The organism is Corallococcus macrosporus DSM 14697, from assembly GCF_002305895.1.
Taxonomy (GTDB): Bacteria; Myxococcota; Myxococcia; order Myxococcales; family Myxococcaceae; genus Myxococcus; species Myxococcus macrosporus.
Genome location: NZ_CP022203.1, coordinates 7,727,392 through 7,748,299, shown reverse-complemented (window position 1 = coordinate 7,748,299; position 20,908 = coordinate 7,727,392). Strand labels below are relative to the sequence as shown.

Below are 20,908 nucleotides of genomic sequence, written 5' to 3'. Positions count from 1 at the left end.
CGCGAGCCCCTGATTCACCGGCGACCTCGGCCACCTGGGGGCTTGCTCTGTCCATGAGCGGACAAGGGTCCTCTGCACGCCGGTTGCAAGGCCCCCTCCGCCTGCCCCGCTCCGGGGCGGCAGAGGGTGATGGGGTATGGCCTGCATGCGGTGTGACGTGGACCATCCGGCCGGGGCGGCGTGCCCGGCGGTGCATGACGGCGTCGCGGTGTCGGCGAGCTGCCTGGAGGGGCACCGGCACGGGCCGCTCGTCTTCCGGCGCTGGCTGGGCGCGGGGGCGCTGGGCACGGTGTACCTGGCCGAGTATCTCCCCACGGGGCACCGCTTCGCGGTGAAGGTGCTGCACCCGCACCTGGCGGCGCAGCCGGACATGCAGCGCCGCTTCTACGCGGAGGCGAGCGCGCTGCGTGAGCTGGTCCACCCGCACGTGGCCCGCGTGCTGGACGCGCGCCCGGGGCCGGGCGGCCTGCCGTGCCTGCTGATGGAGTACGCCGACGGCGAGTCCTTCTCCCGGCTCCCCATGCCGCTGACGCCCGTGGAGGCGGTGGAGCTGCTGGGGCAGACGCTGGAGGCCGTGGAGGCCGCGCACGCGCGCGGGCTCATGCACTGGGACTTGTCCGCGGACAACCTCATCCTCACCCGGGACGCGCGTGGCGAGCGGCGGGTGAAGGTGCTCGACTTCGGCGCCAGCGCCATCCTCAGCTCCAGCCTGTCCCCCGCGGAGCGGGCGCGCGGCATGGTGGTGGGCTCGCCGGCCTTCATCGCGCCCGAGCAGTGGTCGGGGGAGCCCGTGGATGGCCGCGCGGACGTGTACGCGCTGGGCGTGGTGGGCTACCTGCTGCTCACGGGGCGGCTGCCCTTCGGCATCGGCCGCGCGGGCGAGCTGGCGCCGCCGGAGCCGCATGGCCTCAACCCCTGCGTGCCGCCCGCGCTGTCCGCGGTGCTGCTGCGGGCCCTGGCCCCGCGGCCCGCCGAGCGCTTCCCGGATGCCCGCGCGTTCCGCGAGGCGCTGGCGCGCTGCATGGACCCGCGGGTCCTCGCGGCGGAGCGCGAGTCGGCGCTGGTGGACGAGGTGGAGCTGCTGGTGGACATCGACCTCGCGCTCGACGACGTGGACGAGGCCTCCGAGCCCGCGCCGCGGGAGCCCATCCTGCTGCTGCCGGAGATGCGGGTGCCGGAAGGCAACGTCACCATCTTCGGCCAGGCCATTCCGGAGGACGGCGCCACGCCGCTGCACCTGGCGCTGCGGGCGGCGGCCCACGCGGCGCCGGTGCTGGAGGCGCCGGCCCCTCGCGTCGCCGCGCCCGCGGGCCTGGATGTCCGCGTGCGGCTCGCGGAGGGCTGGACGCGCGTGGTGGCCAGTGACGTGTCGGTGGACGGCTTCTTCGCCGCGTGTGACGAGGGCGCGCTGCCGCCGCTGGCCGCGCGGCTGGGGGTGTCGCTGTCCTTCGCGGGGCGCGCCACGACGTGTGAGGGCGACGTGGTCCGCCACGTCACGGGGGACGAGGCCCGGACCTGGGGCGTGGCCGCGGGCGCGTTCATCCACTTCGCCGAGCCCGGCCCGGCGCTGCGCGAGTGGGTGACGTGGATGCTGGAGGAGGGCCGCCGGCCGGAGCCGCGCCCGGATGGGGAGCTGGCGCGGCTGCTCGCCCGGGCCGCCGAGGCCGCCAAGGACCCGTATGCCCTGCTGGGCGCGCGGCCCGACGCCGACTTCGAGGAGCTTCGCCGCCGCGCCAGCGCCGCCCTGCGCCGGCTGGAGGGCTTCCGGGGCCGCGCGCTGCCGTCGGCGCAGCGCCGCGCGCTGGAGTCGCTGAGGGGGCGGGTGGAGTCCGCGCGCCGCACGCTGGGCGAGCCGCTGAGCCGCGCCGGCTTCGACGCCGTGCGGGGCAACCTGTCCGGGCTGGCCCGCTGCGTGGAGGCCGGGCTGCCGGACGAGGAGGTGGAGCCCTTGCGGCACGCCTTCCTGGCGGCCCGGCCGGGCTCGGAGGCGCGGGCCCGGGCGCTCTTCACCCAGGGACATGCCCTGGAGGTGCAGCGGGCCCTGCGCGCCGCGCTGTCCCGCTACGCGGACGCGCTGGCGTTGGACCCGCTCAACGTGTCCTGGCTGAGGCATTACCAGGAGCTGCGCCAGCGGGCGCAGGGCCTGGTGCCCTCCCTGCCCCCCGTGCTCCACGAGGCTCCGGTGGCCCACCCCGCCTCGCTGCCGTAGCGCGGGTGCCTCTTTAGGCCCCTTGGCCCTCCAACGGGCCCGGGGCGCCCTCGGGTCGGGTGCCCCCCTGGCCCGCGCTCGTGTAGAGTCCGCCGCCCTCTGCCATGCCCTCCGTCGTCACGGGGGCGGGGACACCTTCATGAACGCGCACATCTTCCGCGAATACGATATCCGAGGCCTGGTCGATAAGGACCTCACCACCGAGGTGGTGGAGCTGCTGGGCAAGGGCCTGGGCACCATCATCCGTCGCCAGGGCGGGCGCTCCATCGCGGTGGGCCGCGACTGCCGCGAGTCCTCCACCCGCTTCCGGGACTCGCTCTGCGCGGGCCTGACGTCCACCGGCCTCAACGTGTTCGACGTGGGCGTGGTCCCCACGCCGCTGACCTACTTCGCCGCCAACACCCTGCCGGTGGACGGCCTGGCGATGATTACCGGCAGCCACAACCCGCCCGAGTACAACGGCTTCAAGATTGGCGCGGGGAAGACGACCTTCCACAGCCATGAAATCCAGGCCCTGCGCAAGCTCATCGAGGCCAGGGACTTCGAGGTGTCGTCCAAGCCGGGCACGGTGACGCCGTACGACATCATCACGCCCTACAACCACTTCGTGCGCAGCACGGTGAAGGTGGGCCGCAAGGGGATGCGCATCGTCATCGACGCCGGCAACGGCACGGGCGGCGCCATCGCGGTGCCGCTCTTCGAGAGCATGGGCTTCGACGTGGTGCCCCTGTTCTGTGAGATGGACGCGACGTTCCCCAACCACCACCCGGACCCGACGGTGGTGGAGAACCTGGAGGACCTCATCGCGGCGGTGAAGCGCGAGAAGGCCGAGGTGGGCATCGCCTACGACGGCGACAGCGACCGCATCGGCGTCATCGACGACCAGGGCAACATCCTCTGGGGTGACCAGCTCATGGTGCTCTTCAGCCGCTACGTGCTGAAGGAGAGCCCGGGCGCGGCCATCGTCGGCGAGGTGAAGTGCAGCTACACGCTGTACGACGACATCGCGAAGCGCGGCGGCAAGCCCGTCATGTGGAAGGCCGGGCACTCGCTCATCAAGTCGAAGATGAAGGAGACCCAGGCGGAGCTGGCCGGCGAGATGAGCGGCCACATCTTCTTCAAGAACCGCTACTTCGGCTTCGACGACGCCATCTACTCCACCGCGCGCCTGCTGGAGATTCTCACGCAGGAGAAGGCGACCCTGTCGGAGCTGCTCTCCGACGTGCCGAAGACGTACGCCAGCCCGGAGCTGCGCTTCGACACGAAGGAGGAGAAGAAGTTCGAGATGGTCAAGCGCGCCACGGAGACGCTGCGCGACGCGGGCCACGACATCATCGACGTGGACGGCGTGCGCGTGACCTTCCCAGACGGCTGGGGCCTCATCCGCGCCTCCAACACGCAGCCCATCCTGGTGCTGCGCTTCGAGGCCAACACGCCCGAGCGCCTGAAGGAGATCCAGGCCCTCATCGAGGGCACGGTGGAGAAGGTCAAGGTCGAGGTCGGGGGCTGACATGACGACGCCGCGAATCCTCGCCATCAGTGGCAGCCTCCGGACCGGGAGCTTCAACCGCAAGCTCCTGGACATCGCCGTCGCCCACGCCCGCTCGCTGGGCGCGGAGGTGGACGTGGTGGACCTGAAGGCGCTGGCGCTCCCCGTCTACGACGGCGACGTGGAGGCCAAGGCCCTGCCCGCGCCCGTGGAGGAGCTGCGCGAGCGGCTGGGCAAGGCCCAGGGCCTGCTCATCGCCAGCCCGGAGTACAACTCCTCCATCCCCGGTGGCCTGAAGAACGCCATCGACTGGGTGTCCCGCCCGCCGGGGCGGCTCTTCCAGGACAAGTGGGTGGCGATGATGGGCGCCACGCCCGGCGGCTTCGGCACCGCGCGCATGCAGCCGCACCTGCGGCAGGTGATGTCCTCCGTGGGGGCGCACGTGCTGCCCACGCAGGTGCATATGGCCCGCGCGGGGGAGGCCTTCTCCCCGGACGGAAAGCTGAAGGACGAGGCGCGCCAGAAGGAAGTGGAAGCCCTGGCGGCCGCGTTGGTTTCCAAGCTGAAGCCGTAAGAGAGGACGCGCCCATGCCAACGCTTGGAATCGACCTGGGGGGGACCTTCGCCCGCGCCGCGGTGGTGGACGGGGTGGGCAGGTTGCTCGCCGCCGCCAAGGTGGCCCTGGTGGAGCGCAGCCCCTCGGGGGTGGTGGAGACCATTGCCCAGGCGGCCTCGGACGCGGTGAAGGCCGCCGGGGTGCCCCTGGGGGCCTGCGGGGTGGCGGCCGCCGGGCAGATTCACAAGGACTCGGGCGTGCTGTCGGTTGCTCCCAACCTGGGCTGGCGCAACGTGCCGCTGGGCGCGCTGCTCACGGACCGGCTGGGGCACCCGGTGCGCGTGGTGAACGACCTGGCCGCGGCGGCGTGGGGCGAGCTGCACGCGGGCGCGGGCCGGGGCGCGCAGGACATGCTGGTGGTGTTCGTGGGCTCGGGCGTGGGCAGCGCCATCATCGCGGGCGGCCACCTGGTGGACGGCGGCGGCGGCGTGGCGGGCGAGCTGGGCCACATCAAGGTGATTCCGGGTGGCCGCCGCTGCGGCTGCGGCGAGCTGGGGTGCCTGGAGGCCTACGTGGGCGGTCACAACCTCATCGCGCAGACGCGCGAGCTGCTGGCCAGCGGCGATTCGCCGGAGGTGGCGCGGCTGACGGGCGGTGACCCGGCGCGCATCACCCCGGTGACGCTGGAGCAGGCGGCGGAGGTGGGGGACGCGGCGGCGGTTGAAGTCTATGAGCGGGCGGCGCGCTTCCTTGCCCTGTCCGTGGCCAACATGGTGACCATGCTCAACCCGGCGCGGCTGGTGCTGGGCGGCGGGGTGTTGAGCCACTGCCCGGGGCTGCGCCGCCGCGCGGAGGAGGGCGTCCGCCAGTGGTCCTCGATGACGTCTCGTGAGGGGCTGCTCATCGCGGACGCGGAGCTGGGAGATGACAGCGGTCTGATTGGCGCGGCGTTGCTGGTGAAGTAGGCCGCGCCCCTTTCCGGAGGAGGAGGCATTCCATGGCCGAGCACAAGGGAATCGTCACGTTCAAGGGTCAGCCGGTGACGCTGGTGGGGGACGAGGTGAAGGTGGGCGACGCCGCTCCGGACTTCACCGTCTACAAGGGGCTCAACGACACGGTGCGGTTGTCGGACGTGAAGGGCAGCGTGGTGGTGTTGAGCGTGGCGCCCAGCGTGGACACGCGGGTGTGCGCGGCGCAGCTCCGCGCGTTCAACAAGGAGGCCACCGCGCTGGGGCCGGACGTGAAGGTGTGGTTCATCACGTTGGACTTGCCCTTCGCGCTGGGGCGCTTCATCGGCACCGAGGGCATCCAGAACGTCACCACGCTGTCGGACTACAAGGACCGCGAGTTCGGTGAGAAGTACGGCCTGTACATGAAGGAGCTGGGGCTGCTGGCGCGCAGCACCTTCGTGTTGAACCGGGAGGGCAAGGTCGTGTTCCGGGAGATCGTCCCGGAGATGACGCACGAGCCCGACTACGACGGCGCGCTGAAGGCGGTTCGCGAGTCGCTGTGACGGTGTCTCAGCCGCGCTCCGGTGGCTTCCAGCGCCGCAGCGCGGTCTGTTGTTCGTAGGGTTGGGGCGACGGGTAGCTGATGAACTCGATGAGGGTGCCCCAAGGCGCCCGGGCGTAGCAGAAGGCGTTGCCCGGGCCTTGCTCCAGCGCGGGCAGCTCGTGGGGGCTCGAGAAGACCTCGCCTCCGGCTGCCTGGAAGCGCGCGAGCGCTGTGTCCATGTCATCCACGTAGACGGCCAGGTGCTGGAGGCCCAGGTCATTGGGGCGGGCCGGCGGGCGCTGCTCGGGGGCGGCGTATTCGAACAGCTCGATGCTGGGGCCGTTGCCCAGGCGGAGCATGCGCATGGCGCGGATGCTGGAGCCCGGGAGGAAGCGCAGGCGCCGCTGCAAATCTGCGCCTTCCTGCGGGGGCTGGCCTTTCGCCAAGGTGTCGTAGAGGACTTCCGCGCCAAGGGCTTCGATGAAGAAGGCCGTGGCCGCGTTGAGGTCCGGCACGGTGATGCCGATGTGGTCGATGCCGCGCAGGGACGAGGCAGATGGCATGGCAGGTACGCTCCTGGGCCGAGGGGAACGTCGACAGAGATGCCTGTCCAGGGTGCTTCCTGCTTCAGTGCCCCGTCAATCCGACTGCCTCGGGGGACGGATGGGTGTTCAGTCGTGGGCGGGGGAACATTCAGTGCCGACCGAGTCGTCCATCCGGAGTTGCTGGCTTTCACTGCCAGCACACAAACGGACTCAGGTTTGCCGACTCTTCTGTTTGAATTCGCGTCATGTCGAGCCAAACCATGACACTGGGCCGGATGTTGGCCATGCCAACTTCCGCGCTGCTCGGGGGCTTGTTTGCAGCCGGGTGTGCAGGAGGGCGACCCGAGGTCGTGGACTCGGCGTACCTCGCCCAGGCGTCGGTCGTTGAATGCAAACCCGGCGAGTCCTCTGTGGTCTGCTGTATCAAGAAATGGGGCCCTGAGAGCTGCGGAGTCAGTGCCGCGGAGGCTGCGGGACTCCTCAACGGTGCGCGGGTCCTCAACGAAGCGACGCAAGCAGCTTCAGAGGATGCTGCGGCATCAGCCGACGCTGGATGGAAGCAGCACTGCATGGATACTTATGTCGCCTGCAGGAATCAGAAGGGATGGGAGGGCGACTGCTACGACTGTTTCCGGAACTGCGAAGGTCAGCGTGAATGGCCGTTTCATCTCTGCTGGCGAAGGGGCAAGGTTCGTTGATGCGTGACGCGCACGATTGGGACAAGGTTGCCGCGCTGGAGCGCCAACTCGTTCGGGGGGAGGAACTGGAGCTGACGCCCGAGGTGTCGGAGTTGCTCCGCCGGGTCGCGCGCGATGTCGTCGTACCCGACGCGGAGGTTCACCGTGCCTTGATGACGCGTTCGGGAAGCGTCGAGCTGGTCCGCGAAGTACGCCGCCGCATCCGAGAAGGTTCGCAACGTCTGATGCGCGCCATCTCCGAGTCCAATCGCCTCGTGGAATCTGGGGACATGCCTGGCGCCCGGCAATGCTTGGAAGATGTTCTCGCTGTCGAAGTCGTACCCCTGTACCGACAGCACGCGGAAGCGGAGCTCAGCCACCTGGAGTGACACGAGAAACCCCGCCCCAGTGCATCGCGGCACCGGGACGGGGCGGGGTGTGGGTGAAGCAGGATTCGAAGTGCCTACAGCGTGGGCGTGCCGACGCGGTTGCTGCAGTACGCGCTGGAGCCGCACGTCGTACCGACGTTGGTGTACCAGGCCGTCTTGCGCGTGCCGTACTGGCGGTTGTCCGCGTGGACGTGCGCGCCGGTGGAGTTGCCCGTGGAGCCCACGAGGCCCAGCGCGCAGCGGTCGCACGTCTTGGTGCCGGACGAGACGTTGGAGTTCAGGTGGAGCTGGCGGAACTGCCAGCCGCTGCCACCCGAGGTGATGTAGTAGTTGCCCGCGCCGCCGTTGCAGCTCGTGCCGCCGCTGCAGTTGTTCGCACAGCCGCCGTAGTACACGTAGTGGCGGCTGACGTTGATCATCCCGCGGTGGTTCCACACGCTGCAGGTGCCGTTGCTCATGTCGAGCGCGTTGTGGCTGCCGCCCGAGCACGAGTAGTACGTCGTGGAACCCACGCGCGCCGCGGTGTCACAGATGGGGCCCACGGCCGTGGCGGCCGTGACAGACGTGGCCCAACCCGCCGCGGCGAGCACCAGGCCCGCCATGGTCAGCTTCATCGTCTTCATCAAGAGACTCCCTCGTTGTTGTAGCGCTGCGTACTGCGGTGATGCAGGGGTCACCTCCGGCGGCGCTGCTTCTCCCGCAGCACCAGCTCCCACTCCTGGAGGTTGAGCTTCAGGACGGACACCCAGGCGTCGATCTCCGCATCCATCGCGCGGTCCACGCCGCGCAGCGACTCCAGCACGGGCACCGCGTGAGACTGGCCCAGCCGGGCAATCCCCTGGAGCGCCGCCTTGCGCACCGCCGGGTCCTTGTCTTCCCGGAACAGGTCCACCAGCGAGCCTCGCGCACCCGCGGCCTCGCCGCCAGGCACGCCGCCCAGGGCCGTGGCCGCCGCCGCGCGCACCGCCGGGTCCTCCGCGCGGAGCTGGCGCGTCACCTGCTCCACCGCCTCGGGGCCCACGGCCTCCATGGAGACCTCGCGCAGCAGCTTCGCCGCCACCGCCGGGTCCTCCGACGCCGCCGCCGCGGACACCGCCGCTTCCGACACCCGGCGGTCATGGCCGCTGTAGACGTCCGCGCTCTCGGTGACGATGTTGTCCGCCACCGCCGCGCGCACCTCGGGAGAGGGGTCACGCACCAACTGCTCGTACGTCACCACGCCGCCGTTCTTCTCCATGAACTCCACGGAGGGCACCCCGCGCAGGCCGCGCACCGCCGCCGCGCGCAAGGCCGGGTCCGAATCCCCGGTGGCCCGGGCCAGCAGCGGCTGGATGAGGCCCGGGTCCTCCGCGTTGCTGGCCTTGGTGGCCAACGCCGCGCCCAGGGCCTCCAGCACCTCCGGGTCCTGCTCATCACTCATCGCCGCCAGCAGGGACTCCGCGGGCATGGCGAGCGCGGCCTCCTTCAGCCGCATCTTCACGTAGCGCTTCAGCGCGGGAGAGCCGCGCTTCATCGCCGCGCGCACGTCTTCCAACATGCCCTGCACGGTGCACTGCGCGGGGCGGAGCGACGCCTCGGCGCGCGCCGTCACGGGCAGCAGGGAAGAGAGGGCCACCAGGAGCGCCGCGCGCCCCACTCGCTTCATCGACAGGGGGGACATCAGTGCGGCGCTCCTTCTTCGACCAGGCAGTCGTGGTACTCGCGCTTGCCCAGCCAGATGCGGGCGAAGTCCACCGTGCCCGACGCGTAGAGGGCTTTGAAGTCCAGGTAGTCCTGCGTGAAGCGCGGGTCCTGGGTGGCGAACTGCTCCAGCAGCGGCAGCGCCTTCTCGCCGCCCGCGCGGACGGCGAAGCGGAAGATGGCCCAGCGCACGCAGAGGTCATGCTCGGCCTGGAAGGCGGCCCGGAAGATTTCCAGCGCCTGGTCCGGCTCGCTCGTGAGCCCCAGGCGGAAGGCCGCCATCTCCCGCACGTCCCGCTCGCGGTCGTTGGCCAGGATGCGCTTGAGCGAGTCGAAGGACTCTCCGCCGATGAGCGGGTTCGAATACGACGGCATCTCCAGCGCGAGCAGCCGGACGGCCATGTCGTCGGACGTGCCGCCGATGTCCAGCAGCTCCTTCCAATAGGGCGCGTAGTTGCCGGTGCGGTCGAAGTCCTCGTTCATCACCCGGCCCAGCGTGCGCGTGGCCACCCACGCGGTGGAGTCCAGCGTCTCGTCCAGCGCCAGCTTCTTGAGCCGCTGGATGTCGCCAGACGCCAGCTTCCGCTGTGTCTCCAGGGCGTCCAGCGCGGCGCCGCGCGTCTGCAGGGGCGCGCCTGGGTCCTCGCCCATCTTCAACAGGCCCTGCGCCACCTGCGGCGCATGCACCGCGGGCGCGGCCTTCAGCGCCTCCATGTAGATGCCCAGCTCCGGTCCGCTGGCGCTCCTGGCCCACTCGAGCACTTGGAGCGCGCGGGAGGCGTCTTCGCCCACCAGCTCCGTCAGCCGCTCCTGGAGGTAGGCCGCCAGGTACCGGTCGCCGTTGCCAATGGCCATCACCAGCGCCTGGCGGAAGGTGTCCATGGACACCGAGGCGTCGAAGGCGTGCAGGCCGTCCCAGCACCCGGGCATGGGAATCTGCTCCACCGCGAGCTCGGGCTCCGTGGGCGCGGCGCTCGCGGCGCTGGCTCGAGGTGCTCCTGGAGCGCTGGACGCCGCCGATGCGGTGGGCTCGACCGATGGCGACGCGTCGGGGAGGGAGGGGACGGTCCGTGGCCACAGCAAGGCCACGGCCGCCGCGACCAGCAGGACGCCCGCGGCCACGGTCCAACGAAGGTTTCTGGAAGTCATCAGGGAGAGGGGTTGAGTCGGTGATTCCTGCGAATTCTTGGATACTTTGAATTTGGGGGGCTTGGCAATGGGGGTTGCCAGAACTCAGCCTGCGCGACGCGTCATCGCTTCAAGGGAGACGGAAATGTCCACGGCTCGCACGGTTCGGATGGGTGTCATTGGCGCGGGCTTCGCGCGCACCACGCAGATTCCCGCGCTGCGAGCGCTGCCCGGCGTGGAGGTGGTGAGCCTGGCCAGCGCGCGGCGGGAGAAGGTGGAGGAGGCGGGCCGCCAGTTGGGGGTGCCGCACGTGACGACGGACTGGCGGGAGGTGGTGGCGCGGCCGGAGGTGGAGTGCGTGTTCGTCTCCACGCCGCCAGCGCTGCACCGGGACATCACCCTGGCCGCGCTGGAGGCGGGCAAGGCCGTGCTGTGCGAGAAGCCCACCGCGCTGGACGCGCGGGAGGCAGAGGCCATGTGGCGCGCGGCGCGTGAGCGGCGCGTCCTGTCGCTCCTGGACCATGAGCTGCGCTTCCTGCCCGCGCGGCGGCGGATGCGGGAGTTGCTGCGCTCCGGCGAGCTGGGCGCGGTGCGCGGCGCGCGTGTCGATTACCGCAACGACAACCGCGCCTCGCCGGAGCGGCCGTGGGACTGGTGGTCGGACGCTGCGCGAGGAGGCGGCCTGCTGGGCGCCATCGGCTCGCACGCGGTGGACACGCTGCGCTTCATGCTGGGCTCGGAGCCCGACGAGGTGCTGGGCGAGCTGGCCACGCACACCCCCGAGCGGCCCGATGCACGCACGGGGCAGCCGCGCCCGGTGACGAGCGACGACGAAGCGCGGCTGCTGCTCCGCTTCGGCGCGACGACCGCCGCCATCGAGCTGTCGATGGTGTCACCTGGCAAGCCCGTCCACGGCGTCGAGGTGTCGTGCGAGCGCGGGGGCCTGCGCGTGGAGGGCCGCGAGCTGTGGCGCTCCACGGTGGGCACGCGCGCCTGGGAGCGGGTGGCGCTTCCCGAGGAGCCGCCGCTGCCTCCCGGGCTGCCGGACAACGAATGGGCGCGCGGCTTCCTGCTGCTGGCGGAGGCGCTGACGCGGGCCCTGCGCGAAGGCCGCGCCTCGGTGGAGGACGCGGCCACGTTGGAGGACGGCTGGCTCAACCAGCGGGTGCTGGACGCCGCCCGGCGCTCTCATGCGGAGCGCCGGTGGGTTCGCCTGGCCTCCGGGACGTGAGCCTCTTCATCCCGGAGGACTCGGCGGGCTTCAGGGCGACAGCCTCAGGAGGAAGGTGAAGCCGTCATCGGAGGAGTAGTTCGTCTGGTCCACGCGGATGGGCTCCGACTCCAGGAGGTATCCGCCGAAGAACGTCTCCCCCGAAGGTGTCAGGCCCAGCAGCGTTGGAATCAGTCCTTCACCCATGGCGCGAGACCAGCGGTGGCTGCCGTCGGGCCCGTAGCTGGCGACATAGGGGTTCACCTCGCCGGCCTCGTAGGGATTCAAGGTGCCGCCGCCCAGGTCGGTCCTGGAGTTGAAGAGGCCCGTCGTCACCAGGTTGCCCTGCGCGTCCACGACGAGGCCGCGGCTGTATTCACCCTCGTCGCCGCCATACAGGCGCCCCCAGCGGTCCGTCGAGGAGGTCTCCAGCACGCCCAGCACCATGTCCGGCCAGTCGACAGGCGCCGTCAGGGCGTTGCCCGCGAAGGTGAAGGTGCCTCGGACGTGCCCACTGAACGCCACGGCGTCATCTGGCATCGCCGCCACGCCCCTGATGCTGCCCGTCGTCCCGTCGAGCCGGCGCGCCCATTGAAGTTCACCGGTGGGGAGGAAGCGCGCGATGAAGGGCGTCTGCGGTGCGGCGGAGCCCAGCGGGTTGGTGCCGCTGGTGTTCCCTCCGACCAGGACGTGGCCCTGGCTGTCGGCCGCCACGGCGAGCCCCTGGGTGCCGCCGTCCGCGCTCGCGGCGAAGGCGTGGGACCACAGGTGGTTCCCTTCCCAGGAGAACTTCGCGAGGAACATCCCCCGGTATCCGCTGGGCGGATGGGTGGACGGGCCCGCGTCCAGGATGCCGCCCCCCAAGTCCATCTGGCCCGTGAACTCACCGGTGAGGATGAGGCTTCCGTTCGCATCGGTGGCGATGCCGTTGGCCAGGAGCTGTCCCTGGGTCACCGTCCCCTGGTCGTTGACGACCGAGCGGAAGGACCTGGCCCAGACGAACTGACCGGTGGGGCTGAACTTGGCGACGAAGAAGCCGTGCGAGCCCGCGCCTGTTCCGGGGATGGGGCCGGCGCCGAAGTCCAGCTCGCCCGTGTATTGGCCGTGCACGAGCAGGTTGCCCAGCGGCGTGAGCACGAGCCCTCCGAGCGTCAGCCAGTTCCCCGGCTGGGGATAGTCCCGCGTCCACACCGAGGAGCCGTTCGCGTCGTAGCGCGTCAGCCGCAACCCCGTCCCATAGGGTGCGTCGTCGTAGTGGACCGTGCTCAAGGTGGCGAAGCCGCCGCTGCTGTCCGTGGCCAGCGCGTTGGCGTGCTCGCCGCCGCGGAGCACCTGGGTGACGGTGCCACCCGTGCCCCAGTACTGGCACCGGGGCACTGTTTCTCGCATGCGCAGTCGCAGCTCGGGGCGCTGGTTGTAGACGGAGAATCGGGTCGACGCGAAGTCCGTCCCGTCGCCCACCTCGGGCACGAGCGCGAAGCTGTGCAGGCCATTCCCCGTCACGTGGGCCGTGACGTCGTATTCCACGAAGGTGCCAGAGGCGATGGGGCCCACGTTCGCCAGGGGCTCGCCGATGGGAGGGGGCCGGTTGTTCCACGTCAGGGCGTGGATGCCCCAATCCGCGCTGGTGGCGTACACGGCGGGGCCGTCGCGCGAGCCGTCCACGGCGTAGAGCCTCAACGTCGCCTGGAGGATGGTGGCGGTCGTCGCGTTGTCCACCCGGAAGCGCAGGTAGGCCTCCTGCCGTGGGTTTCCATCGGAGATGAGGACCGGGGACGTGCCGTGGGGCGTGTCCGGCGCGCCCTGGACGACGTAGGTGTCGCTCACCGTGTGCGCCGTGCTGTTGTATTCACGGCCCAGGTCCTCGCAGCCAGGTGGAAGCGCCCGCGCCTCCACCGCCGCGGCCTGGGCCCGTTGGCCTCCGGCCTCCTCCGCCCCACCGCCGCCACACCCCACCGCCACCCCCAGGATGGGCAACACGCCCAATCCCACTCTCCACCGCCTCACAATCACTTGCGCCTCCCGGACCCATTGTCCGTTGCAAAGTGATTGCACTCGCGGTGCCAGTGGCAGGCGTCCTCATGGTGCGGAAGCTCGTGTGGGGTTCGACCCTGTCCATCCTCGGCGGACGCCTTTCTTTCCCTGGCTGTCCGGAACAATGGCCCTGGAGGGCAGTGTGTTGTCCACCCGCCCCCTGCCCAGGTGGAGATGCGCGCGACCGTTGCCAGATTGGGTTGGAAGGAGCCACCGGATGAAAGATCAGCCCTCCGCACCCGCACGACCGGCTGCACCAGCGCCCGCCAGGCCGCCTGCCAGCGCCAAGCCCCCGTGGCACGCGCTGCCGCCGGACCAGGTGCTGACGACGCTCGGGAGCACGGCGGAGGGGCTGACGGACGAGGAGGCGGAGGCGCGCCTGGCGCGTCACGGGCCCAACGTGCTGGAGCGCGCCCGGGGGGATGGCCCGCTGAAGCTGCTGTGGCGGCAGGTGAACAGCCCCTTCATCTGGGTGCTCATCGCCTCCTCGGTGCTGGCCGTCATCATGGGGAAGGTGACGGACGGGCTGGTGGTGGCCGCGGTGGTGGTGCTCAACACCCTCATCGGCTTCGTGCAGGAGTTCCGGGCGGGCAAGGCCATTGAGTCGCTCAGCCGGATGGTGCCGGAGAACGCCACGGTGATTCGCGCGGGCCGCAAGGCGCGGGTGCCCGCGGCGCAAGGCGTGCCAGGGGACGTCATGGAGCTGGCGCCAGGGGACAAGGTGCCCGCGGACATGCGCCTGCTCACCGCGCGCAACCTCACGGTGGAGGAGGCCGCGCTCACGGGCGAGTCCGTCCCCGCGCAGAAGGCCGTGGCCCCCGTGCCGGAGGACGCCGAGCTGGGAGACCGCGCCAGCCTGCTCTTCGGCGGCACCCTGGTGACGTCCGGCTCCGCCACCGCGGTGGTGGTGGCCACCGGGCAGGCCACCGAGCTGGGCCGCATCTCCACGCTGCTGCGCGAGGCCACCGACCTCCAGACGCCGCTGACCAAGGCCCTGGCCGTCATCGGCAAGTACATCACCCTGGGCATCCTGGTGATTTCCGCCGCGCTGCTGGTGGTGGGGCTGGTGCGCGGCTACGCGGTGAGCGAGGCCGTGGTGGTGGCCATTACCCTGGCCGTCGCCGCCATCCCGGAGGGCCTGCCCGCCATCGTCACCATCGCCCTGGCCATTGGCGTGCAACGCATGGCCGCCCGGCGGGCCGTCATCCGCAAGCTGCCCGCGGTGGAGACGCTGGGCAGCACCACCGTCATCTGCACGGACAAGACGGGCACCCTCACCCGCAACGAGATGACGGTGCGGGCCCTGTGGACCGCCACCGGGCGCTACGCGCTCAGCGGCGTGGGCTATTCGCCCAAGGGCGAGCTGTCCCGGGACGGCGCGCGCCTGGACGCGCCGCCGCCAGAGGTCCTCGAGCTGCTGCTGGCGGGCGCGCTGTGCAACGACGCCGCGCTCCAGCACCGCGACGGGCAGTGGGACATGACGGGCGACCCCACGGAGGCCGCGCTCCTGGTGGCGGCGGAGAAGGCGGGCATGCCCGTGGAGGAGGCGCGGGCGGAGCACCCGCGCGTGGACGCCATCCCCTTCGAGTCGGAGAACCAGTTCATGGCCACCCTCCATGACGATGGGCAGGGCGGCCGCCGCATCCTGCTCAAGGGCGCGCCGGAGGTGGTGCTGCGCCGCTGCGCCCTGGAGGATCACGTCACGTCCGACACGGTGCTGGCGGAGGTGGACGGCCTGGCGCGGCAGGGCATGCGGGTGCTCGCGGTGGCGTGCCGGGACGTGTCGGTGTCCCACGCCGCGCTGCGCATGGAGGACGTGGAAGGCGGCCTGCGGCTGCTGGGCCTGGAGGGGATGATTGACCCGCCGCGCGAGGAGGCCATGGCCGCGGTGCGCGCCTGCCACGAGGCGGGCATCACCGTGAAGATGATTACCGGCGACCACCCGGCCACGGCGGTGGCCATCGGCGCGCAGCTCGGGTTGCTGAAGCCGGAGGAAGAGAAGGGCGTCACCGGCGCGCAGCTCGCCGCCACGGAGGACGCGGCGCTGGAGGAGGTGGCCCGCCGCTCCAACGTCTTCGCGCGCGTGGCACCCGAGCACAAGCTGCGGCTGGTGCGCGCGCTCCAGCGCCGGCAGCACGTGGTGGCCATGACGGGGGACGGCGTCAATGACGCGCCCGCGCTCAAGCAGGCCAACATCGGCGTGGCCATGGGCATCACCGGCACGGCGGTGGCGAAGGACGCGGCGGACATCGTGCTGACGGACGACAACTTCGCCTCCATCGTCGCGGCGGTGGAGGAGGGGCGGCGCGTCTACGACAACCTCATCAAGTCCCTGGCCTTCGTGCTGCCCACCAACCTGGGCCTGGCGCTCATCCTGTTGTTCGGCGTGTCCCTCTTCCCCATTCAAGAGGTGCAGGGCCGGCTGGTGCCGCTCATGGCCATGCTGCCCACGCAGCTCCTCTGGATAAACCTGGTGGCCACGGTGTCGCTGGCGCTGCCCCTGGCCTTCGAGGCGCGCGAGCCGGATGTCATGCGCCGGCCCCCCAGGGACCCGGCGGCCCCGGTGCTGAGCCACTTCGTGCTGATGCGCACCGGCCTGGTGGCGCTGCTCATGGCGGCGGGCGCCATCGGCCTCTTCCTGTGGGAGTTCCGCCGGGACATTCCTCGCACCGGGCAAGCGCACGCGCTGGCGGAGGCGCAGACGATGGCGGTGAACACCGTCATCAGCTTCCAGATGTTCTACCTGTTCATGTGCCGCAGCCTGAAGGGCTCGGTGCGCAAGGTGGGCCTCTTCAGCAACCGCACGGTGTTCGTGGGCATGGGCCTGCTGGTGCTGCTCCAGGTGGCCTTCATGTACCTGCCCTTCATGCAGCGCGTGTTCGGCACCGCGCCGCTGGGGCTGAAGGACGTGGGCCTGTCCATCCTCGTCGGCGCGGTGGTGCTGCCCGTGGTGGGGCTGGAGAAGTGGCTGCGGCAGCGCAAGGAGGACACCCGCGCGCCCCCTCCGGCGCTCAGGGCCGGGCGGCGCGAGCGGCGGCGTCTGGCAACGTCCAGTCCTGCGCCATGAAGGCGACGCGGCACTGGTCCAGCCGGGGGCCGCAGGCGCGGTCCAAGTCACTGCGGGTGTCGCAGCCCGGCCGCTCCTCGCAGGTGTCCGGCAGGAAGGCCCAGACGAACTGGAGCACGTTGCCGCCGCGGCCCTCGGGCAGCGCGGCGAGGAAGTCCTCGCGGTACTCGTCGAAGAGCGACGCCAGGTAGACGGTGTCGCGCTCCAGCCGCACGTTGCGCCGGTCCCCCACGAAGCGGCGCCCGGCCTCGTTGAGCTGCGAGTCCAGGAACTCCGGCTGGAAGTGCGAGCCGTCCAGCCTGGGGCCGCCGCGCGCCGCCTGGAACAGCGCCAGGTGGATGCGCGGGTCGGCGAACTCGCGGCGCAGCACGCGGTTCTTCAGCGCCCACAGCGTCAGCCGCTCGCCGCCCACCGGCCAGGAGCGGCCCCAGAAGAAGCGCCCGAACAGGGGCTGCTGCACCGTCTCCAGGTACGGGTAGCCGTCCACCACCTGCTGGAGCACCAGCGCGTTGTAGGTGTTGAGCCAGTAGGCCAGCGCGTCCTCCGGCGTGGGGAAGACGTCCGGCCGGTTGTGCGGGGAGAACGACGCCAGCGAGGCGACGAAGGCGTCCAGCGTCTTCCGCTCGCGGCCCACCGAGGCGAAGTCCACGTCCCCGTCGGGCCGCACGTGCCGCAGCACCTTCTCATAGTCGTGGTAGCTGAACGGGCTGTTGGCGGAGGGCACCCGCGCGGGCAGCAACCCCTGCACGTGGAGCGCGCCTCCCGCGCCCAGCAGCGCGGCCACGGCCAGCAGCACGGCGATGAGGGAGAGACGGCGGCGAGGAGTGGAGGGAGTGGCCACGGGGCGGAAATCATAGCCCAGGGGGAAGGCGCGCTGCCCGGCCCTCCAGTTCAGCCCGCGTAACTCGGAGTCCATTCCAAAGCGGGATAGCCGTGGACCTATACTGGGCCTTCATGGAGCCTACCCCCAAGGTCATCCGTCACTTCCACCCGGTGCTCTCCGCCCGCGCGTTGGGCAGCAAGCCGGTCCGCGTGGAGGTGGCGGGCCGGGCCTACGCGCTCTTCCGGGATGGCTCCGGGCAGGCCGCGGCGCTCGCGGATGCCTGTCCCCACCGCTTCGCGCCCCTGTCCAAGGGCACGGTGCGCGCGGATGGCCGGCTCCAGTGCCCGTACCACGGCTGGCGCTTCGACGCGCAGGGGCGCGGCAGCAACCCCAGCCAGCCGGAGCTGCGCCACTGCGACGCGCGCGGCTTCCAGGTGGTGGAGCGCTACGGCTACCTCTGGCTGGCCGAGCGGGACACCCCGCTTTCGGCGATGCCCGACATGGGCGACGAGGGCTACGTCTTCGGCGGCGCGTTCTCCACGCACTTCGCGGCGCCGCTGCACGTGTCGCTCGACAACTTCAGCGAGGACGAGCACACGCCCTACGTCCACACCCGCCTGGGCTGGGATGACGCGAACGCGGGCCGCGTGGAGTTCGAGGCGCGCAACCTGGAGGACCGCACGGAGGTGCATTACCGCGCCCCGCAGCGGCCCGCGCCCATGATGAAGGTGCTGGGCGTGCGGGAGGGGGACTTCTTCCAGAACGACTGGGTGACGCGCTTCGACCCGGTGCGCAGCCAGTACACCATCCAATGGGTGGCGCCGGACGGCGCTCCACGCCCCTTCATCACCCGCGCCAACATCTTCTTCGTGCCGGAGACGGCGCGCACCACGCGCCTGCACGTCTTCTCCTTCCTGCGCACCGAGCAGCCCCTGGTGCGTCCGCTGCTCCCCGTGGCGGCGCGGGCGGCCATGGCCCTGACGTGGTGGGAGGTGCGGGACGACGCGCGCTTCATCGCCACCGTGGCGGACACGCCGTACAGCCACAAGGGGATGCGGTTGGACCGCTTCGACACGCCCCTGGTGCACCAGCGGCGGCTGCTGGAGCGCATCTACTACGGCGCCGGCCCGAAGAGGACGGGCGCCGTGGTGCCGCTCGCCCGCGAGGCCCCGGGCCGCTGAGGGCCCCGGGGCGGGCTCGCGCTCAGTGCAGGGAGGGGGCGGGCTCTTCGTACGCCGGAGTGCTCACGCCGGTGCGCGCCTCGTAGGCGTTGCAGCCGCTCTCCCCTGAGACCTCCAGCTCGAACTCGGACAGCTCCGGCTGCATGCAGCGGTGCGTCTCGCTGGCGCTCTGGGGATTCTGGTTGGCGAAGTAACGGCAGCCCTTGCAGTTGCCCCACTGGCCTTCCGCCATGACGTCCTCCTCGGGAAAGAGGCACGTGGCCTCTTCACGAGGGTGGGGTTGGCGGTGGCGGCTCACAACCGGCGCTCGCCGCCCGCCTTCCCTGGCGGGCGGCCCGGCGCCTGGGAATGACTACTGCCGGGGCGCGTCCGCCGGTGCTTCCTGGGGGGGCTGCTGCGTCGGCTGCGTCTGCTCCGGCAGCGGCTGGAGGAACGGGGCCTCCGACTCCTCCACCTTGAGGTCCGCCGTCAGCGGGCGGGCGCCGAACGCCCCCACCGCGCGCATCAGGCGCAGGGCGGCGAGCGAGGCCTGGAGGCGCTCACCCACCAGGCCAATCTCCGCCGACGTCAGCGCGGTGTTCGCGTCCGCGACCTCCAGGTAGGTGGCCACGCCTTCCTTGAAGGCGACCTCGGTGAGGCGCTGGGACTCACGCGCCAGCTCCACGGCCTGCGCGGCCTTGAAGCGGTTGGCCAGGGCGCTCTCCAAATCCAGCTGCGCGGTGTTCACCTCCTGGCGCGCGGTGAGCTCCGCCTTGCGCTGCAGGGCCCGGTTCTCCGCGATGACCCCCGAGGCCTCCTGCAGGTTGGCCTCCCGCAGGCCGCCGTCCCACAGCGTCCAGCTCGCGCCCAGGGTGATGAGCCAGATGCGGTTGGAGCCGACGAGGCCCGCCGCGTTGCTGATGTTGTAGGTGCCGGAGACCTGCACGTTGGGCAGGTAGCTGAGCCACACGCCGCGCTTGTTGATTTGCGCCAGCTCCACGGACTCACGCGCCGCGGCGACGTCCGCGCGCTGCTCGAGCGAGCGCTCGACGAGCGCCTCGGTGTCCGTCTTCTCCGGCACCTGGGGCTCGGGCGGCGGGGCCACGTCGAAGTTCGGGTCGTCCAGCGCCAGCAGCGTGGCCAGCACCAGCTTGGCGGCCGCCTCCGCGTTGCGCGCGCGGATGAGGTCCTGCTCCGCGCGGGCCAGGTCCTGCTCGGCGCGCAGCAGCGCCACGCGCGTCACCGTGCCCGCCTCGAAGCGGACCTTCGTGTCCTTGGCGCGCGCGCTGTTGAGCTCCACCAGCCGCTCCTGCACCGCGATGGCCTGCCCCTGCGCGACGGTGCCGTAGTACGCCTGCGCCACGCCGAAGAAGATTTCGCGCCGCGCCTGCTCCACGTTGAGCTCGGCGACCCGCTCCGCCTTGTAGGCGGCCTGGATGCCGGCCCAGAGCTGAGGGGCGATGATGGCCTGCCGCACCTGCCCCTGGGCCTGCAACTGCACCCGCGGCTGGATGACGATTTCCACCGGCGCGAGCGGACCCGCGGGAATCACCGCTTCGATGGAGTTGCGGATGACGGCGCCGTTGACGCTGACGTTGGGCAGGTAGCCGGCCCAGGCCTTCCTCGACGCGGTGTCCGCCTGCGTGAGCCGGGCCTGCGCCGCCTTGAGGTCCAGGTTCTCCTTGCGGGCGCGGTTGAGCGCGTCCTCCAGGGTCAGCGTGGGCGGTGCCGCGGCCAGGGTGGCCGCCAGGGACAACGCCAGGAATGAACTCATGACCGCCTCTACCTCCTGAAGGGCCCGCGCCGGCGCGGGGGCCACTGCGTCCGGGATGGACTTGCTACGGGTTCAGCCTCGGGTCGGCAGCCATAGTCCATGACGTCCGAATTTGGAAGCTCCGGAATGTAGTAGCTCTCAATAGTTGATGAAGTCAATTGTTTAGGTGGTTCAGGTGACTTACCATGGGGATATGAACGGGAGCGGCGAGCAGTTGGAGCGGAAGACGAAGCCGGAGGATGTGCGGGCCGGGCCCGCGGGTGACCTGCCGCGCCAGGCGTGGACGCTCCTCTTCGAGCTGATGCACACACACATGCGCAACTTCCCCGCCCTGGCGGCGGAGTTTGAGTTGTCGCCGGTGCAGGCGCACGTGCTGCGGCAGCTTGGGGAGGGGCCGCTGGCCATGAGCACCCTGGCCGCGTACCTGTCGTGCGACGCGTCCAACGTGACGGGGCTGGTGGACCGGATGGAGGCGCGCGGGCTGGTGGTGCGCCGCAGCTCCGAGCAGGACCGGCGGGTGAAGATGCTGGTGCTGACGGAGGACGGCGCGGCGCTGCGCGAGCGGCTGCTGGAGCGCATCTTCGAGCCGCCGGAGGCCATCTGCGGCCTGCCGGAGGAGGACCTGTGCGCGCTGCGCGACATCATGCGCCGCGCGCTGGGCGCCCAGTAGGCG

General features: G+C 71.1%; 18 protein-coding genes. 10 read left to right on the top strand and 8 right to left on the bottom strand.

Annotated elements, in window-relative coordinates; translation table 11 throughout:
- Positions 1–136 precede the first annotated feature (136 nt).
- The 5 genes from MYMAC_RS31310 to tpx all read left to right on the top strand — a co-directional run bounded on the left by MYMAC_RS31310 (position 137) and on the right by tpx (position 5,767).
- A complete protein-coding gene (locus MYMAC_RS31310) occupies positions 137–2,209 on the top strand; it encodes a serine/threonine-protein kinase (protein ID WP_095960719.1) in 2,073 nt (690 codons plus the stop codon).
- A 139-nt stretch (positions 2,210–2,348) separates the two neighbouring features.
- Positions 2,349–3,719 (top strand): phosphomannomutase/phosphoglucomutase, encoded by a 1,371-nt coding sequence (locus MYMAC_RS31305; RefSeq protein WP_013937866.1) that lies wholly within the window; start codon positions 2,349–2,351, stop codon positions 3,717–3,719.
- Position 3,720: 1 nt separating this feature from the next.
- Positions 3,721–4,272, top strand: coding sequence for an NADPH-dependent FMN reductase (locus tag MYMAC_RS31300; protein WP_095960718.1), 552 nt, complete (start codon positions 3,721–3,723; stop codon positions 4,270–4,272).
- A 14-nt stretch (positions 4,273–4,286) separates the two neighbouring features.
- A complete protein-coding gene (locus tag MYMAC_RS31295; protein WP_095960717.1) occupies positions 4,287–5,219 on the top strand; it encodes an ROK family protein in 933 nt (310 codons plus the stop codon).
- Between the two features lie 32 nt (positions 5,220–5,251).
- Positions 5,252–5,767, top strand: a complete 516-nt coding sequence (tpx, locus tag MYMAC_RS31290) for a thiol peroxidase (RefSeq protein WP_013937869.1) — start codon at positions 5,252–5,254, stop codon at positions 5,765–5,767.
- Between the two features lie 7 nt (positions 5,768–5,774).
- On the opposite strand, the gene MYMAC_RS31285 is transcribed toward tpx, so the two are convergent.
- Positions 5,775–6,311, bottom strand: a complete 537-nt coding sequence (locus tag MYMAC_RS31285) for a VOC family protein (protein ID WP_095960716.1) — start codon at positions 6,309–6,311, stop codon at positions 5,775–5,777.
- 637 nt (positions 6,312–6,948) lie between these two features.
- Here MYMAC_RS31285 and MYMAC_RS31280 point away from each other — a divergent pair.
- Complete coding sequence (locus tag MYMAC_RS31280) at positions 6,949–7,359, top strand: DUSAM domain-containing protein (protein WP_239989127.1); 411 nt, start codon at positions 6,949–6,951, stop codon at positions 7,357–7,359.
- A gap of 74 nt (positions 7,360–7,433) precedes the next feature.
- On the opposite strand, the gene MYMAC_RS31275 is transcribed toward MYMAC_RS31280, so the two are convergent.
- The 3 genes from MYMAC_RS31275 to MYMAC_RS31265 are packed head-to-tail and all read right to left on the bottom strand — an operon-like array spanning position 7,434 to position 10,188.
- The gene (locus MYMAC_RS31275) at positions 7,434–7,982 is read right to left on the bottom strand and encodes a M23 family metallopeptidase (protein ID WP_013937874.1); all 549 of its coding nucleotides are present in this window, start codon (positions 7,980–7,982) and stop codon (positions 7,434–7,436) included.
- Positions 7,983–8,032: 50 nt separating this feature from the next.
- Positions 8,033–9,019, bottom strand: a complete 987-nt coding sequence (locus MYMAC_RS38470) for a HEAT repeat domain-containing protein (protein WP_095960715.1) — start codon at positions 9,017–9,019, stop codon at positions 8,033–8,035.
- Complete coding sequence (locus MYMAC_RS31265; RefSeq protein WP_095960714.1) at positions 9,019–10,188, bottom strand: HEAT repeat domain-containing protein; 1,170 nt, start codon at positions 10,186–10,188, stop codon at positions 9,019–9,021. Before MYMAC_RS31265 ends, MYMAC_RS38470 begins: the two co-directional genes overlap by 1 nt.
- A 124-nt stretch (positions 10,189–10,312) precedes the next feature.
- Between MYMAC_RS31265 and MYMAC_RS31260 the strand changes: the two genes are divergently transcribed.
- The gene (locus tag MYMAC_RS31260; RefSeq protein WP_095960713.1) at positions 10,313–11,398 is read left to right on the top strand and encodes a Gfo/Idh/MocA family protein; all 1,086 of its coding nucleotides are present in this window, start codon (positions 10,313–10,315) and stop codon (positions 11,396–11,398) included.
- 30 nt (positions 11,399–11,428) lie between these two features.
- Here MYMAC_RS31260 and MYMAC_RS31255 read toward each other — a convergent pair whose 3' ends face one another.
- Positions 11,429–13,357 (bottom strand): CBM96 family carbohydrate-binding protein, encoded by a 1,929-nt coding sequence (locus MYMAC_RS31255; RefSeq protein WP_239989126.1) that lies wholly within the window; start codon positions 13,355–13,357, stop codon positions 11,429–11,431.
- Positions 13,358–13,628: 271 nt separating this feature from the next.
- Here MYMAC_RS31255 and MYMAC_RS31250 point away from each other — a divergent pair, with 271 nt between their 5' ends.
- Positions 13,629–16,478, top strand: a complete 2,850-nt coding sequence (locus tag MYMAC_RS31250; protein WP_239989125.1) for a cation-translocating P-type ATPase — start codon at positions 13,629–13,631, stop codon at positions 16,476–16,478.
- Here MYMAC_RS31250 and MYMAC_RS31245 read toward each other — a convergent pair.
- Positions 16,423–17,319, bottom strand: a complete 897-nt coding sequence (locus MYMAC_RS31245; RefSeq protein WP_239989124.1) for a DUF547 domain-containing protein — start codon at positions 17,317–17,319, stop codon at positions 16,423–16,425. The genes MYMAC_RS31250 and MYMAC_RS31245 overlap by 56 nt on opposite strands.
- Before the next feature lie 113 nt (positions 17,320–17,432).
- Between MYMAC_RS31245 and MYMAC_RS31240 the strand changes: the two genes are divergently transcribed.
- The gene (locus MYMAC_RS31240) at positions 17,433–18,482 is read left to right on the top strand and encodes a Rieske 2Fe-2S domain-containing protein (RefSeq protein WP_095960711.1); all 1,050 of its coding nucleotides are present in this window, start codon (positions 17,433–17,435) and stop codon (positions 18,480–18,482) included.
- A 22-nt stretch (positions 18,483–18,504) separates the two neighbouring features.
- Here MYMAC_RS31240 and MYMAC_RS31235 read toward each other — a convergent pair whose 3' ends face one another.
- Positions 18,505–18,714 carry a hypothetical protein gene (locus tag MYMAC_RS31235; RefSeq protein ID WP_013937882.1) on the bottom strand — a complete coding sequence of 70 codons (210 nt, stop codon included), beginning with the start codon at positions 18,712–18,714 and terminating at the stop codon, positions 18,505–18,507.
- Positions 18,715–18,834: 120 nt separating this feature from the next.
- Positions 18,835–20,235: a TolC family protein gene (locus tag MYMAC_RS31230; protein ID WP_095960710.1), complete on the bottom strand. Its 1,401-nt coding sequence runs from the start codon at positions 20,233–20,235 to the stop codon at positions 18,835–18,837.
- Positions 20,236–20,428: 193 nt separating this feature from the next.
- Here MYMAC_RS31230 and MYMAC_RS31225 point away from each other — a divergent pair, with 193 nt between their 5' ends.
- Entirely contained in the window at positions 20,429–20,905 is a 477-nt protein-coding gene (locus tag MYMAC_RS31225) for a MarR family winged helix-turn-helix transcriptional regulator (RefSeq protein ID WP_013937884.1), read from the top strand.
- Positions 20,906–20,908 lie beyond the last annotated feature (3 nt).